The following is a 13,296-nucleotide window of genomic DNA, read 5'->3' on the forward strand; positions in this document are numbered from 1 at the left end:
TTGAATGAATTAACCCGGTAGAACCTGCACAAGCTATCCGGCTAGGGAGACGCCTTTTGTGGCATGGCAATTCCGATGAACTGATAGGGGCGATGCCATTCTTCTATCTTCCGGCCGACAATGATGCAGCGCGTTCGGTTTTGCTCTGCTAAAGCATCTCCCGCTAGTTGACTCACGATATCCTGACGCTGGTTTGAGAGAGTTTCCGGGTAGACGTAGAAAATCACGCACGCCGCGCGATGTGCAGGGGGAGATACAACGAGAGAACAAAGATGCTTCGGGTCAATGTAGTTCTTGCGGACGTTCTCTCGCAGGATTTCTAGTTCGCTGAACAGGAGATCCTGCTCTTCGGCGCTGCCCATGCTCAGCATGTCTAGCGACATGCTAGTCCACGATCTAGCATTTCTTTGCCGGAGCTCTTGAATAATGCGCGCAAGCTGTGAATGTATCTTCGGACTAGGCTTCCGTACCTCGACGCCAGCATCGATGCTGCAGTAGTAGTGGTCTATCGCCTGCGACATCTCGGTGATTGCTAGCGCGACCCCTGCCTCTTCAAGCGAGAAGATATTAAAGCCCGTCTGCAGGTAAAACCCTAAGTAGTCCAACTCGTCACCGAAGATGTCGATAATCTTCTGCACACGCTCTCGCTCGGCGAGGTAGTGGAGAAAATACGCCGGCTCATCAAGGATGTCCGCGACGACCTCGAAATCCGCAAGCCCAAGCGTTGGTGCTAGGCGCAGGTCCTGAGGAACCCATCCAGCGGCCTTGAGTTCTTTCTCCGCACTGCAGATGGTAGAGAAGTCATCCAACGTGACCGAAACGCGAATGACAGTATCAATATCGTCCAGAACCAGTCCAAGCGACGACGCGATGCCTAATGACGATGGATCCCCTGCTTTCGCCTGTAAGATGATTTGCTCGAGGCGGAATGACTGCTGAGCGGGGGCAACTACCAAGTCGCGCACATGGCGTTTCACCCGGTCGGGCGCTCCGCGTAGCCCTTGGGAAGTCAGGGCTGCAGACTTGGCTTCAACTATGAAAACCACGCGATCGATTTGGCCCAGCAAATCGGTCTCGAAGATTTTGCCATCAACCTCCCACTTTGCGTTCGGGGTGAGACTTATCCCAGGGAGGGCTTTCTCTACAACCTCCTTAACCTTGGCCTCCAAAAAAGTCGCACGGCGCTTTTCAAGTTTTGTCTTTACACCGGCCGCTTCGGCCAAGGTGTTCATTATTGGGTGAATATGACTGAATATGATCTGCGGAGTCGGAAAGAAGAACACCCCTCCGATTCTCATGCCAGGAGAAACCCATATTGGGTTAGCAAGAAAGAAACTGTCAATCTGCTCAGCATCAAGATCACCGGGATGCAGAGACAATTTTTCTAGTATGCGCCCAACGACCTCACTGGCTCGTCCAGTCAGTTCGGCAAGTTCATCTGCATCGGCGATGCCTAGCTTGACCAACGCGATGTCAGCGTGAGCCAGTAATCGATATTTGACCATCTGTGTAGTCACGTCCTTCGGGATGCCGGCCAGGAATTCCTCCGGGTCCCCTTCGACATCTGGGTATTTGGCGTAGAAGTCCCGAACCAACTGCTCTGTGGTGCAGGCCCGGAAAATGTCTCGCAAGACAGTCCATCGCTTGTTGGCCCGCCGCTCAAACGCTGTGAGCAGTGCCTTGGAGACTTCGATCAGATCGGTGGCGCTGAACCCAAAATGACTTGATAGATCCTGGTCAAGTGCCCCGTACATTTCTTTCGAAATTCTGACAACTGCTGAGAAATAACCCCAATTCCGGACCATCTGTGTATGCGCTCGGAGACGTTCTTGGAGGGCTAGGACGACAAGTTGCTGTTCATCGCGCTCCTCGTCCATTGCGACGAATCTGCGGTATAAGAATGCCTCGGCCAGTTCGCCTACCTGGTCGATCACCTGCTGGATGACTTTAGGTGGCGCCGGTTCGCTTCCCCACTCGTCATTAGTTAGAGTCAGCGCAATTGCCTGCAGCATCTCAACATGATGCTGTTGCATGTTCTCTATAAACCTTTGGGACGACACACCTTCGTCACCGACCCCCACTTGCAGGCTATACGTGGCAACCGTCGAAATAATGAAAGGCGGATACCAACTGCGGAAGTGACCGAGAAGCGATTGAAGAATCGCTGGAAGCTTTTTGCCGCTCTCCTGCCCCGTGGACAGAAAGGCTTTCTTCAAGACATCTTTGTCGATTCTGTTGAAAGGGTGCTCGAAGACCGTGAATTCCTGATTCTTCGGGTTTTTGATATGTTTGTCTTTCCGCCTCTTAGATTTCAGTTTTCGCTTCACTTTATGCTCGATTATTGTGACCACGAAGGTTGTTAGCCTCATAGAGGCACGCTTCCGTCACGCTTTGGCCAATCAAAAGCTGATGATTCAGCGGCTATTTCAGGATCCGACAGAACTCGGCCAATATCGCCTCGATCTCTGCTGCAAAGTTGACCTCGCCCATGGTTGGAGCCACCTCCTTGTCACGAATCGGCATGTGCGCGAGTCGGTCTGCTACTTTTCTCGAATGATTTTCTAAGCGCTCCGCTGCTTTCTTAAAGGAACTTCCTCCGCCACGATAGTTCGCTGCTACCTGCGCAAATGTCTCAAACTCGAATGCCGGCGGCACGTGATTGAGGATCGTGCGAGTCAGAAGGATTACCGCAAGCGGATTATCGCGAGCCGCGCACTCGTTCAGCTCTTCACACATTGCGACTATGCGCGTGCAGTCAAAATGAAAGCTAGAAATTGCTCTAAGCTCATCCAGCCTGGAGAGTGCAATATATGATGGGGTGTTGCGGTCCAAATGTGGTTTGGCCACCGAAAGACTAGATTGAAAGTCGGACATTGCAGACAAACTTGGCAGAATCCGCCGTTGCCGATCTTCCAAGAGACAAGGGTCATCTTGCTGATACCCGGCGGATAATCTGTCATCAAGAAATGCCTCGGCGTTATCCGAATTGAAAAGATCAATGACCTCATCGGAAATTGCTACGCGCCAAGGGCTGTCATCCGGCCCCCATCCTGAAAGCTGGATAGGCATGCGAGGAGGCAAGCCGATCCGTAGAAGAGCGAAGAGAAGCCTCGTTTCTACGGGTGTCAGCGACATCTGGTCGACGATCTGACTACTCTGTATCTCGGTGATGAAGCTATCGCGCTCAAAGAGGCTTCTTACGAGGTAAAGCAATCGGACGAGTAAGCCCGCTAGATCAATTCCGTGTCCAGATAGAAGCGCACCGTGCAACGTCAATTGCAGGCAACGCTTGCCCTGTTCCAAAACTTCGAAAATCAGGCCACCATTTAGGCCTTCAAGGACTTGCTGCACAGATTGCTTGCCGGCAATTCTTGGAACACCTCGGATGGGAAACGGCGTCCCAACACTGACGAAATGGTTCCACGCCTCATCTAATAACCCCTTCTGAGGCACGGTAAGCGTATTAACTCGATCTGATAAGGAGACGACTGAAAAGCGCTCTTCCTTCGATGACGTCTGGACCGAGTAATTCATTTGAGTGTTGGTCGGAATGATAGGTCCTAAGCAACCACGGAGTTTCGATTATGATGCAGGAATGATTCAAGCAGCAATGATCAAAAAAATGAGGGTAAATCGCCTTGGCGTTTTAGCGAATTTTCAAGTTTCTGTCGAACATCCCGTAAGGGCATCGACGCGGTTATTCAAGTGATTGCTCCATCGTGGGAATGGCAGGTTGCTACAGGCCGAATTGGGTCACGAGGTAATCACCGAATTTTGCATGACCCCATTGGTCATGGCTCTCGAAAAATCCCCAAGGAATTTAGCCGCTGAAAGAACTCGCCCAATTTCTCTCGAGTTGAAACTAGTCTCCTCTCTCCCTCTTGGAAACGCCTTTGGTCTTCAATGAACGACTCCAATCCAGCCTTATGCTGCTCCAGTATCTCCGGGTCCGATGTTCCGCCGAACTGCGGCGAGGTCAGTCTGAGCGTCGAGTAATACCGAAGAGCCCTTCCAAGGTTCTCGTCGATTGACATTCCGATCGATGCCGGAGCGTAACGCCCGTGCGCTTGATGAGCAAACTGTGTCTGAAGATTGCAGATACTGAGGACATCGATATCAGCAAGACCTTCCAGGTTACCTTTGGTCGTTACTCGAAGAATCTTAGTAAGGAGGTAGTCCGTGTCATCTGCGAAGCGATCAATGATTGTCATATCATTGTCAGGGTGCTCGGCGAGGTGCCGCTCGATGTGTTTTGTGAAAAAAATACGGGCCAATGGCTCATGGAAGTATTCTAACTGGATCGCCTCGTAAAGCTCCTGAGCAGCGAAGAACGGTGGTACTAACAGCCGGCCATCGTTGGTTGGGAATCCGGAATAACCGCTCGGTGGTCGCATGAAATCGAAGCGCCAATCTCTAGCCTTGTAGTTCCTCAGGGTGTCGGCGATCTTCTTCGAATCTCGCCCGATCATTTCCAAATAGTGTTCGGCACCTTCATAGGTCTCTATGCCATCGAAGAATAAAGTTACTTCGAGCGAATCCTCTACAAGCGATTTGATAGACTTGATCTCCTGCCAGTGATCTCGCAAGTTCCTCACGTTGCGTAGCCGAAGAAACTCATAGAAGACCACTGGCCGGACAACTATGTCGATGTGGAATGGCAGAGTTTTTACGAAGAAAAAAGCTAACAGAGTGGACAGCACACCTTCTGCAACCTTGCCCTGCCGAAGGGACTCCAGACGCATGACAATATTCGAGTCGAGAACCAGTCTGTATGGCCCACGCAACATCGTCGAAGATTCAATCTGTCTAGTGAGGTTAATCAGCTGACTACAGAATGTTGTGTACGACCTGTCTTTCAGCTTCTTGACCTCTTCGACGATTGCCTCGATCTTAATTTCCATTCAGCCTCAACATTTCATTTAAGTTTGGGGACGCATCGCTGCTAGACGGTGCGCCTTGAGTATCAGTCAGCTTATAGCCAAGAACAGTAGTTCAGCACCGGCTACTTGAATGGCGACATTGGCCGACTTGCTCTCAGTAAGAGCTGCAGCTCGCAATTTGCTTTCCGATGAACCTCGTTGGATTGTTCCGCCTATGAGAACAGCTCATTTGGTTCACATTCAAGGGAACGCGCAAGTCTCAATATATTCAGAAGTGCAATATTGCGTTGCCCTCGCTCAACGCCACCAAGGTAGCTACGAGCTAGCCCACTCTCAAGAGCAAGGCGCTCCTGCGACCAGCCCCTTTCTTTTCTTAACAGAGCTAGACGCCGACCAAACTTCTGGAGATCTGTTTTCTGTTCAGGCGTGAGCGTCGTTTCCATCCCATGATGCTAGAAACACGACCTCTTTGAGGCGACGCCCTATGAGTGACAATTCGATATAACACCACTATATTTTCTGACTACCCCAATCAAAGAGTGTCAGCCATGAACAACCAATCGTCCTCCCCGGCCCTCGCCCATCTAACTCCGATGCAAATTCATTCGCTGATCCATCGGTACTATTCAGGTGAGAAAGTGGCCACCTTGATTACTGAATACGATATTGAGTGTACGACCAGCGAACTTTGTCGACAATTTCCACCCGAATGCGTCGGGCGTGATTGCCCTGTATGCAACTCCCCATTGATTAAACCCCGCGTTTCTCGCACACGTTCATCAGGGAGCAGGCATGCGGCAATTCGTTGCTCACGTTGCTCACATCAAGAGACAGAGAAGTGTGTTTGTCCGAACTGCCGAGAAATACGTACTCAGAAGAGCGAGGCCCAACGGCAGCGAGAGCGCGAAGCAATCACCACGTTCTGTAGTGAAAACTGGAGTTACTCGATCACGCAGATCAAGCCGGAACAGCTCGGCGCAGAGACGGCAATTGCCCTACTGAGCTTGATTCGTTGTGGCGGATGGTTGAATGACTCAACTATTGATGCGATTGCGTCCAGTGCAGTTCCGTTCGTGCCTAATGAAATCAGCATTGCACCTTATCTTCTAGGTGTTCTCTTCGACAACGGCTTGATTGCTCCCGCATTGAACTCTCGCCCTAGCTCGTTTTATTTAGCCGCTGATGAAAAAGCACGCGTTGACTGGCATGCTGTTTATTGGAGTTTGCGAATACCTGAAGCTCCTGTTTTTATCGAAAAACTGGAAATACTTGCTGCAAGTGACTCTTGGCCAAATGGCTGGAAGGCAGACATGCACGCACTTTGGAAAATGCTTGCTATGGCCGAGTGCAAAGAGTTCTGCATGCATGCCGTTGCCCAACGAAAACTTCCGATGCCTGGAGAAACAGCTTTGACAGCCCTACTCGAAAATCTGTTGCGGAGCTTCTCCGTTTCACAGTGCTATCAACTGATTTGGAATGCTGCAGGCCGTGCAGTGGACTACATGATCCGCGAGAAAATTAAGGCACAGCACGCCTCCAATGCACTAATCGGCAGTTGTCAGCGCTATGCTGATCGCGCTCGTTCAGAGGGCTGGAATCTCAAAGGATTTCAGCGAAATTTTGATTTGCCACGATCACAACTCAGCTATGTGCTACACGATGTCTTTTTGAAACATGGCGATATTGGATTTTATGGGGCCTTAACGACCTCCAGCTAAGGTGTTCGTGCGATTGCAGCAACAAATGCTTGGTAACTTTCGTATCTCAGACTTTCAGGAATTTCGTCTGTATTACGGTCATTTGCCGGACTCTCCCGGGAACACGCCGGCAAGGGGCGTCTGTATTTTTTCCCGTCCGTTAATCATCGTCTTTAAAATTAAGACTTCAACGGCATTACGGACAATCGCCATGAGAATCGGATACGCCCGCGTTTCTACTGACGACCAGAACCAAGATCTGCAACGCGACGCCCTCGACGGCGCCGGCTGCGAACGCCTCTTTACTGACACCATCAGTGGCGCCAAGGCCGACCGCCCCGGGCTGGCCTCGGCGATTGCCTTTGCTCGACCAGGTGATGTTGTGGTGGTGTGGCGACTGGATCGTCTCGGCCGATCCCTTCCTGATCTGGTGCGCCTGGTCGGTGAGCTGGACGCCGCCGGCATTGGCTTCGAGAGCCTGACCGAGAAAATCGACGCCACCACGGCCGCCGGCCGCCTGGTGTTTCATGTCTTTGCGGCGCTGGCCGAGTTCGAGCGCAATTTGATCCGCGAACGCACGCATGCCGGTCTAGCCACAGCTCGTGCACGTGGCCGAAAGGGTGGGCGGCGTGGGCTTGATCCGGACAAGCAAGCCGCCATTGCCAAAATGGCCGATCAGTCTCCGGCCGTTGTCTGCAAGACGCTCGGCATTAGCCGCAGCACCTTCTACAAGTACGCGACGCCCTTCGAACGATGGACGGACTCAGTTATGGAAGGCATGAAACGAATGTCGACCGACCCGGAATATCGTGCCGAAATCGAAAAGGAAATTTCTTAGCCGGCGGCATCCGAACGACAGAAGATGCCGTAGGTATAATGTTCTCAACACAACCGGAAAGCGGGAGCAGTTCATGAAATGGAAATTGGCAGCACTCACTTGCGCATACTTCGTTGCCGGTTCTGCATTAGCTGGCGGTAGCATTGCAGAGAAAGGCGCGTTCTATACCGCAGTGACGGCAGTCTCGCCATCAGATGCCGCCTACTCGTTCCTGTTGGAACAGTACCTAGAAATGAAGTGTGGCAAGCCGCAGTCCATTGCACACATAAAAAACTTGAGCGAGCAAGACGGTGCCAGCTTGTTCGTCATATTGGCACTCAAGGCAGGCGACACGGCGAAGGCACGCGACATCATCCGGGCGTTGCCGTGCGAAGGAGCATCCCGTTGAAGCGGGTATCGCCAGCCTGCCCGTCGGCTAAAGAGGTTACCAACCGCAGGTTCGCGTCCCCTTCTGTGCTCACTGACGAAACGGAAGTTCTAGGCGTACCTGTAAAGGATTGGGACAGGTTCTTTATCGGTGATTTTGAAAAGTCACTCGAAGAGGTAAAGCGTCGAGCATCCGCGATAGACGCGAAGAAATAACAGCGTCCCAAGCCTGGCAATTTCGGATATTTGCGGCGAACTCCTTCAGGGGCAACGAGGCTCAGTTCAAACTGAACAACGTCGCTGTGATGGTCGTTGCTCTTGGTTTTTCGAAATCTGCTGCTCTCAATACGTCCAACCAGATGGCTTCGTGGATCTGGTGAGCAAAGTTCTTTCGACGATTTTAATTAATCAGGATTTTTGGGTAACTCACTCATGCTTTGCCCACACTAGGCGAATGGTAACTATGGCGAAGCCAAGCACCCGCGCGAAGTTTTCGATCAAAACTGAAGACATGTTCGGCCGGTTCCTCTTCGCAACGGCCAACTACACGATTGAAGTACTGGAGTTTTCCATCCTCAAGCCAAACCCTTCCTCCACATAATGGACAGTTGGCTGCATAACGAACAAGGCGAAGGTTGTACGCACGCGGGCGATCTTGATTTGGCGTTGGCCCATCCCACTGCAATTCAATTTGGCAGTCCCGGTCCTTGAACGGATAGAAGAGCGGAGATGCCATCATGATCTTTAAGTCGTATAGCCTTGCAAGCGGACGAAGGTAGATCCAATAAAACGCGCCAGCCAAAATGAGTAAATTCCAGTTCAATTCTGAGGCTCCTGGAATTAGTGCGAGAACCGCCATCGTGCCAATAACAGTGGCGAGCAATCCCATGCCAATGGCTGGTATCCAGCGGCGCGCCCCTTCTATCCGCATGGTGCTGATACTTTGTTGCTTGAACATCAGTGGAGCCAGAAATAGGCGTCCAATCCATGAAAATCGGAGGCTTGATTGGTCTTCGTGGTAGCGAAGAATAAAAGGTAGCTCGCCGTAACCTGCCGGCAATTCAGGTTGGAGCACGTTTTCATCGAAAGCTCTCCACTCGAGAAAATAGGTCGAGCTATTCCCTCCATTCGACTGGTGTTTACTCGGCCATAGCAGACCGGAAAACCCGGCTTTACGCGCAGCCTCAGTAAAGCGCCCTTCGAATCCGGAAAATTGGCTCATCAGGTTTGGCCAGTGCTCATTTACACGTTTTCTGGCCTTATCGGAAACTGCACCGGAAGTGGTTTCACCACGTTCCTCGAGTGTAGAACGCCATAGATCCAGGGTAGAAATAGGCAATGCCACACCACCGTCGATCCAATCTGCCTTGTGCTGCAAAAATAACGCACGCAGAAGATCCCACGATTTGTCGCGATAAGTGGAGCTACAGTCACGATCAATCAGGTGCAGAAACCACTGGGTGTATCGAAGTATATCGACCGATTCTGATTGCCATGACTGTTTCACCTGATCACCAAGATTGCTCATTTTTCCTCCGAAAATATGCCCAAATTCTAACAGCGAACCGTCCGGATACCGGTCTGACACCGCCCTGGTTGGGGCCAACGATCCTTCTGAGTACCTAACCTATGGGCTCGATCAAGTCACGGAGAAAACCATGCTTAACCAATCTGTTCTCGTTATTCGAGGCGTACCTGTTCATATTCGGCCGTTGCCCTCTGGGGACATGGCGATCTGGCACCCATGCAATGAGGTTGTTCGTGCTGCAGTTGAGCCAATTTGTCGCAATCGTGGCCACTGGAAGGCGGAATACAACAACTGGATCATCTTTCGTCAATTTCAGAACGTCGTTCGGGCAGAATTGGAGGCAGAGGCGAAGTGCTAGCCTAGATAGCAACAGGAAATAGCTAGATGCGAAATTTCTAATCAGATGGCCACTAAATCTCACGGCATGACCAAGCGATGTCATATAGTTGGCCAGTGATTTGGCATTAGGCGGCAGTCGGCCAGGAGTCGCCGTTCAAGCTTTCTCTCCAAAGAAGGAATTGGCCAAAACCTACTTGCCGTCGGCATACCAAATGATCGCCGGTCCGTACTATCATTGCATATGCGGACAGTCTGCCGGAGTCGCTCCTAAATGAATCAACCAGTTACTTTGAGTTGCCATGTTTTACGATTATCAATGTGCGGACCGGTGGGTCCGGTGAGTAACAGTTAGCCATTCCGATGAATCGCTCCAGATCCTCCGCCAATGGTCGGCAAGTTCAAATATTCATCTCTGACAGCATAAATGATTACGTCGCTGCAAGAGTTTTATTACTCTCGGGGCTGCTTCAGCAAGGGGCTATACTCGGCAGTACATCAATCGAGAAGGCTTGCAAAGCAATCCTTGCCTTTCATGGCAATGAAAGCCGAGGACATCTAAAAAAATCTCATTGGAACGCGGTCAAGAACTTTGACAAAAATCTATGGGCGCTGTTGAGGTCGGATTTTTTAGAATTAAACAAGAAAGCATACTTGCTTCGATATACAGATGATCTTCCCGTCGACTTCAATATTGTCATCGCCCAAAGGGAATATCTCGCGGAGCTTGATCACACAATCATTTCCCTTATTAAGGGGTTTGGCTTCCAGAATGAAGGCGTTGATCAAGGAACAAAACTTACTCAGCTCCTCGCCAGGGGAGACTCTCGCTTACTCGCGGACAACCATGTATTGGGCAATAAACCAAAGAGTGAATTCATCTATTCTCTCCCTCAGGAAATCTATGAACTGCGATATGTGCCGTTATTCGGCCCGGTCGAGGTTTCGTATTCTTCAATCAGACCGGCGAAGCAAGCCTCATTCACACGCCCCGGGAATGTATTTCGTGGAGAAGGCAAGACACATCACTATGAACTCAGTCACTACCCCATCCCTCCTGGCAGCAATGGCTAACAATCCGTCCACTGACCTTTGTCGTTGGCCATTATGAACAACACTGCTTCAGCCCTAGCTGTGACGCGTATAGATGAAGAAACCTTCCTACTGCTCGGGCTGGCTTTGTATTGCGCACAAAAATTTGAGTTTGGGCTGTACGGCATCGCATCTCATATGTCACACCTGCCAGAAGCAAAGAAGGACAAGCGATTCGCAAACTTAACACCTGACGATTTTTTGTCGGCCGATCCGGAAAAGAAGGCGCTTCGAAAAGCAACGCTTGGTCAAATTTGCACCTTATTTGGAGAGCGCCTGCTACTTTCAGGTGAAGAACTTGAGCAGCTTGTAACAGACAGAAATATAGTTGTTCATGATTTCTGGCGCGAAGTGCACCCAATGAGGGGAGTCGTAGGTATTCAAAATCCAAATAAATTCCTGCGGGGTTTCATCACAAACGCCGAGCGACTAAATGCGGCAATCAAAGGGCTTCTTTCCCACATGATGGAAGCGGTAGCCCAAAAAGAGGGACGTTCAGGAGAGGTCGCTGTAACCGACACTGATCTTGAGAGCCGCAAGATATTTGAATCAATTGTGGCCGCACGGCTAACCAATCATTCAACCAGACCAGCGCAAAACGCCGCGCAGTGTGGCTAATTCCAAAGCTATATTTCGTGAGTCACTATGGATGCCACTGAAAAACTTGTTGCCGATCATTTAGCACACCGCGGCTATACCAACGTGGTCTACGAGCCTGACGGCAATATTCCCCCTGACTTTTTGGTTGATGGAAACATTGCAATTGAAGTCCGACGTTTGAACCAAAACCACTTCGAGGGTGGCGACGCCCAGGGCCTTGAAGAAGTGGCTATTCCGCTATGGAAGCGCGTCAAAGAGCTTGCCGGCAGTCTCGGCGCACCAACCGAAAACGAAAGTTGGTTTGTCTTCTTCCGATTCACGCGCCCCGTTGAGGCGTGGAAGACCTTAGGCCCTAAGCTGCGTAAAGCGCTCGAAACTTTTGTCGCGTCACCAATCAAGCAGAAGAGCACTGTCTTTATAACTAAGGGTTTTGAGCTTGAAGTGTTCAGGGCCAGCAATCCACATGCCTCCATGTTTGTTATGGGCGGCTGTAGCGATGAGGAGTCGGGCGGATGGTTGCTTTCCGAGATGGAGACGAACATCCGGCATTGTGCAAGTGAAAAATCTCGAAAGATCAAGAAGGTTCGATCGAAGTACAAACACTGGTGGCTTGCTCTTGTTGACCATATCGGCCACGGACTCGACGATTTCGACCGCGAGATGTTTCGAGATCAGGTGTCAATCTCGCACGACTGGGAAAAGATCATTCTAATAGACCCAAGGGATCATTCACGCTGGTTCGAACTCTAATCTCTTGTTCTAGCTGACCTGCGTGAAAAGCCGCGCAGGCCAGTCACCTCAAACGTTTCTGAGCGGCCGCTTTCCAAAGCCGACTACGGCACCTTTGGGCACGGTCCGGTCACGTCGTTTTTCAGAAATCTATAGCTACCATGTTAAATATTTGCCCGTTTTGCGGATCTCCAGGTGAAAAGGTTAATGCCCATATCATTCCTAAGGCATTTTTTAAAGCGATCTCACAAGATGGTGACATGCTTAAACAGAGAGAGCTGGGCGTTCATTCCAAGAAAGTTCCAATTGGAATTTATGATGACTCCGTTTGGTGTCGATCATGCGAGATAGAATATGGGCGCTGGGATGCCTACGCCGCCAAGGTTTTACTACAGTCGCCAATTGAAGAATTCATTTCTCAACCAGCCGCTTACGAACTTAAAATAGATAAAAACAGCCTTGGTGAGTTGAAATTGTTTTTTATTTCATTGCTTTGGAGAGCATCTTCTTCGAACAAACGAATATATGAAAATGTTTCTATCGGCCCCTTTGCTGAAAAAGCCAAGGTACTTTTGAAATCAGGATTGCCTGGTTTTCTAGATGATTTCTCAACCATCATCTCTTGCTCTGATGCAGATGAATCTCTAATTTCAGAGCCCGTAAGAGTTCGGAACCTCGGTGTCTTGTTCTACAGGTTTCATCTTGGAAAATATTCTGTTGATATAAAGGTGAGCAATCAGCCCACACCGGAAGTCTTGTTGCCCGCCGTCATTGGGCAAAAGGATGTATTGGTTATTCTCCGCACAAAGCGAAACAGTCAACTTGTCGGTTCTGTATCAAAAATCGCCAAAGACCAGCTGCCCAATCATTCCACCGGGCCTGCGCGAAAAGGAGCGCAGGCCGGCAAATTCAAACGTTAGCCAGCAGGAGCCGCTAAAGGGATTGAAGCCGCGCTTGACGTGCTCAAGCCACATTGGGAAGAAATCGAGGCAGACTTTGCTCGCCACAACGAGCGCTTCCTGGCATTGGCCGCCGACCATGACGCGATTGGACGTGTACTTCGCGCACACCTCGTTATTGAAAACTTCCTACGTATCCTCGTGGAGGCATTTGCACATGTGCACTCTCACACGCCAATCGCTGCTGGCTAACCAGCCGCAGCAGCGGACGGCTACGCCCGCCCACTGAGCTTCAATGTTCCTGAACATCCGCTTTCCCTGGCTCGCTAGT

12 protein-coding genes are annotated in these 13,296 nt (G+C 50.6%); 7 read left to right on the forward strand and 5 right to left on the reverse strand.

Annotated elements, in window-relative coordinates; genetic code table 11:
* Positions 1-41: 41 nt before the first annotated feature.
* From KI612_RS09990 to KI612_RS10005, 4 genes are all read right to left on the reverse strand, one after another.
* Entirely contained in the window at positions 42-2,327 is a 2,286-nt protein-coding gene (locus tag KI612_RS09990) for a hypothetical protein (protein ID WP_226444074.1), read from the reverse strand.
* Positions 2,328-2,421: 94 nt separating this feature from the next.
* On the reverse strand, positions 2,422-3,534 hold the full coding sequence (locus KI612_RS09995) for a hypothetical protein (protein WP_226444076.1): 1,113 nt from the start codon (positions 3,532-3,534) through the stop codon (positions 2,422-2,424).
* 257 nt (positions 3,535-3,791) lie between these two features.
* A complete protein-coding gene (locus tag KI612_RS10000) occupies positions 3,792-4,901 on the reverse strand; it encodes a hypothetical protein (protein ID WP_226444078.1) in 1,110 nt (369 codons plus the stop codon).
* A 191-nt stretch (positions 4,902-5,092) separates the two neighbouring features.
* Complete coding sequence (locus KI612_RS10005; protein WP_226444080.1) at positions 5,093-5,323, reverse strand: helix-turn-helix domain-containing protein; 231 nt, start codon at positions 5,321-5,323, stop codon at positions 5,093-5,095.
* A gap of 105 nt (positions 5,324-5,428) precedes the next feature.
* Here KI612_RS10005 and KI612_RS10010 point away from each other — a divergent pair, with 105 nt between their 5' ends.
* The 3 genes from KI612_RS10010 (at position 5,429) to KI612_RS10020 (ending at position 7,803) form a co-directional block, all read left to right on the forward strand.
* Complete coding sequence (locus tag KI612_RS10010) at positions 5,429-6,598, forward strand: hypothetical protein (RefSeq protein WP_226444082.1); 1,170 nt, start codon at positions 5,429-5,431, stop codon at positions 6,596-6,598.
* Positions 6,599-6,623: 25 nt separating this feature from the next.
* Complete coding sequence (locus KI612_RS10015; RefSeq protein WP_450088463.1) at positions 6,624-7,415, forward strand: recombinase family protein; 792 nt, start codon at positions 6,624-6,626, stop codon at positions 7,413-7,415.
* 73 nt (positions 7,416-7,488) lie between these two features.
* A complete protein-coding gene (locus KI612_RS10020; RefSeq protein WP_226444084.1) occupies positions 7,489-7,803 on the forward strand; it encodes a hypothetical protein in 315 nt (104 codons plus the stop codon).
* 408 nt (positions 7,804-8,211) lie between these two features.
* On the opposite strand, the gene KI612_RS10025 is transcribed toward KI612_RS10020, so the two are convergent.
* A complete protein-coding gene (locus KI612_RS10025) occupies positions 8,212-9,309 on the reverse strand; it encodes a hypothetical protein (RefSeq protein WP_226439951.1) in 1,098 nt (365 codons plus the stop codon).
* A gap of 699 nt (positions 9,310-10,008) precedes the next feature.
* Here KI612_RS10025 and KI612_RS10030 point away from each other — a divergent pair.
* The 4 genes from KI612_RS10030 to KI612_RS10045 all read left to right on the forward strand — a co-directional run bounded on the left by KI612_RS10030 (position 10,009) and on the right by KI612_RS10045 (position 12,986).
* On the forward strand, positions 10,009-10,719 hold the full coding sequence (locus tag KI612_RS10030; RefSeq protein ID WP_226439952.1) for a hypothetical protein: 711 nt from the start codon (positions 10,009-10,011) through the stop codon (positions 10,717-10,719).
* A 33-nt stretch (positions 10,720-10,752) separates the two neighbouring features.
* Complete coding sequence (locus KI612_RS10035; RefSeq protein ID WP_226439953.1) at positions 10,753-11,355, forward strand: hypothetical protein; 603 nt, start codon at positions 10,753-10,755, stop codon at positions 11,353-11,355.
* 27 nt (positions 11,356-11,382) lie between these two features.
* The gene (locus KI612_RS10040) at positions 11,383-12,087 is read left to right on the forward strand and encodes a hypothetical protein (protein WP_226439954.1); all 705 of its coding nucleotides are present in this window, start codon (positions 11,383-11,385) and stop codon (positions 12,085-12,087) included.
* A 140-nt stretch (positions 12,088-12,227) separates the two neighbouring features.
* Positions 12,228-12,986 (forward strand): hypothetical protein, encoded by a 759-nt coding sequence (locus KI612_RS10045; RefSeq protein ID WP_226439955.1) that lies wholly within the window; start codon positions 12,228-12,230, stop codon positions 12,984-12,986.
* Positions 12,987-13,296: the final 310 nt, after the last annotated feature.

This window comes from Quatrionicoccus australiensis, from assembly GCF_020510525.1.
Classification (GTDB): domain Bacteria; phylum Pseudomonadota; class Gammaproteobacteria; order Burkholderiales; family Rhodocyclaceae; genus Azonexus; species Azonexus australiensis_B.

Coding starts and splice junctions, on each gene's coding strand:
- KI612_RS10020 (WP_226444084.1), top strand. CDS start 7,489: ATGAAATGGAAATTGGCAGCACTCACTTGCGCATACTTCGTTGCCGGT.
- KI612_RS09995 (WP_226444076.1), bottom strand. CDS start 3,534: ATGAATTACTCGGTCCAGACGTCATCGAAGGAAGAGCGCTTTTCAGTC.
- KI612_RS10010 (WP_226444082.1), top strand. CDS start 5,429: ATGAACAACCAATCGTCCTCCCCGGCCCTCGCCCATCTAACTCCGATG.
- KI612_RS10040 (WP_226439954.1), top strand. CDS start 11,383: ATGGATGCCACTGAAAAACTTGTTGCCGATCATTTAGCACACCGCGGC.
- KI612_RS10000 (WP_226444078.1), bottom strand. CDS start 4,901: ATGGAAATTAAGATCGAGGCAATCGTCGAAGAGGTCAAGAAGCTGAAA.
- KI612_RS10015 (WP_450088463.1), top strand. CDS start 6,624: ATGCTTGGTAACTTTCGTATCTCAGACTTTCAGGAATTTCGTCTGTAT.
- KI612_RS10035 (WP_226439953.1), top strand. CDS start 10,753: ATGAACAACACTGCTTCAGCCCTAGCTGTGACGCGTATAGATGAAGAA.
- KI612_RS10045 (WP_226439955.1), top strand. CDS start 12,228: ATGTTAAATATTTGCCCGTTTTGCGGATCTCCAGGTGAAAAGGTTAAT.
- KI612_RS10025 (WP_226439951.1), bottom strand. CDS start 9,309: ATGAGCAATCTTGGTGATCAGGTGAAACAGTCATGGCAATCAGAATCG.
- KI612_RS10030 (WP_226439952.1), top strand. CDS start 10,009: ATGAATCGCTCCAGATCCTCCGCCAATGGTCGGCAAGTTCAAATATTC.
- KI612_RS10005 (WP_226444080.1), bottom strand. CDS start 5,323: ATGGAAACGACGCTCACGCCTGAACAGAAAACAGATCTCCAGAAGTTT.